The 2,127-nt window shown below is 58.2% G+C and carries 2 rRNA genes (1 of these 2 only partly in view); both read right to left on the reverse strand.

Annotation, left to right across the window (positions count from 1 at the left end):
- Window positions 1-3: 3 nt before the first annotated feature.
- Window positions 4-120: ribosomal RNA gene (rrf, locus tag ACZ6W9_RS36865) — 5S ribosomal RNA — on the reverse strand.
- A gap of 181 nt (window positions 121-301) precedes the next feature.
- Window positions 302-2,127 (reverse strand): 23S ribosomal RNA (locus ACZ6W9_RS36870); it runs 1,380 nt beyond the window's last position.

Here is a 2,127-nt window from a genome sequence, read left to right on the forward strand (position 1 = left end):
ATTGTCCGGCGGCGACCTACTCTCCCACACCGTCCCCGGTGCAGTACCATCGGCGCTGAAGAGCTTAACTTCCGGGTTCGGAATGTAACCGGGTGTTTCCCCTTCGCCATAACCGCCGTAACACTATGAAACACACAAACACGCGCACCAACCCAAACCCTCACGAGCCTGGGGATGCAAGCGGTGCCTGCTGCCTCAGAATCACACAGTGGACGCGAGCACAACCCAACAAGACCACGCGCTGCTCCGGACCCGGCGAAGGATACAGAGCGCTGCAGCAACCCCATCAAGCCAATGCTTTATGGTCAAGTCCTCGGCCTATTAGTACCGGTCAGCTCCACACATTACTGCGCTTCCACCTCCGGCCTATCAACCCAATCGTCTATTGGGAGCCTTACCCCCACAACGGGGTGGGAGACCTCATCTCAAGGCAAGCTTCCCGCTTAGATGCTTTCAGCGGTTATCCCTCCCGAACGTAGCCAACCAGCCGTGCTCCTGGCGGAACAACTGGCACACCAGAGGTTCGTCCGTCCCGGTCCTCTCGTACTAGGGACAGCCCCTTTCAAGTCTCCTGCGCGCGCAGCGGATAGGGACCGAACTGTCTCGCGACGTTCTAAACCCAGCTCGCGTACCGCTTTAATGGGCGAACAGCCCAACCCTTGGGACCTACTCCAGCCCCAGGATGCGACGAGCCGACATCGAGGTGCCAAACCATCCCGTCGATATGGACTCTTGGGGAAGATCAGCCTGTTATCCCCGGGGTACCTTTTAGCCGTTGAGCGACGGCGCTTCCACATGCCACCGCCGGATCACTAGTCCCAGCTTTCGCTCCTGCTCGACCCGCCGGTCTCACAGTCAAGCTCCCTTGTGCACTTACACTCGACACCTGATTGCCAACCAGGCTGAGGGAACCTTTGGGCGCCTCCGTTACCCTTTAGGAGGCAACCGCCCCAGTTAAACTACCCACCAGACACTGTCCCTGATCCGGATCACGGACCCAGGTTAGACGTCCAAAACGACCAGAGTGGTATTTCACCAATGACTCCACCCCCACTAGCGTGGCGGCTTCACCGTCTCCCACCTATCCTACACAAACCGTTCCAAACGCCAATGTCAAGCTGTAGTGAAGGTCCCGGGGTCTTTCCGTCCTGCTGCGCGTAACGAGCATCTTTACTCGTAGTGCAATTTCGCCGGGTCTGCGGTTGAGACAGCGGGGAAGTCGTTACGCCATTCGTGCAGGTCGGAACTTACCCGACAAGGAATTTCGCTACCTTAGGATGGTTATAGTTACCACCGCCGTTTACTGGCGCTTAAGTTCTCACCTTCGCCGCGTTACCACGGCTAAGCGGTCCCCTTAACGTTCCAGCACCGGGCAGGCGTCAGTCCGTATACATCGTCTTACGACTTCGCACGGACCTGTGTTTTTAGTAAACAGTCGCTTCCCCCTGGCCTCTGCGACCCCCACCAGCTCCGAGTGCAAGACTCATCACCAGCGAAGGCCCCCCTTCTCCCGAAGTTACGGGGGCAATTTGCCGAGTTCCTTAACCGCAGTTCACCCGATCGCCTTGGTATTCTCTACCTGACCACCTGAGTCGGTTTCGGGTACGGGCCGCCATGACACTCACTAGAGGCTTTTCTCGGCAGCATAGGATCACCCACTTCGCCACAATCGGCTCGGCATCACGTCTCAAACATATAAGGGGCGGATTTGCCTACCCCTCGTCCTACACGCTTACCCCAGGAACAACCATCGCCTGGGATGGGCTACCTTCCTGCGTCACCCCATCGCTTACCTACTACCAGATCAGGCCAGGCGTTCACCCTGACGCCCGCTCCGAAGAGCAGACCGGCTTAAGGACCCTTAGTATCACTGGATTCAGTATGGGCGCATCACAGCGGGTACGGGAATATCAACCCGTTGTCCATCGACTACGCCTGTCGGCCTCGCCTTAGGTCCCGACTTACCCTGGGCGGATTAGCCTGGCCCAGGAACCCTTGGTCATCCGGCGCAGAAGTTTCTCACTTCTGATTCGCTACTCATGCCTGCATTCTCACTCGCACGGCCTCCACAACTGGATCACTCCGCTGCTTCGCCGGCCGCACGACGCTCCCCTACCCATCCACACA

It is taken from the genome of Streptosporangium sp. NPDC053982, assembly GCF_055585205.1.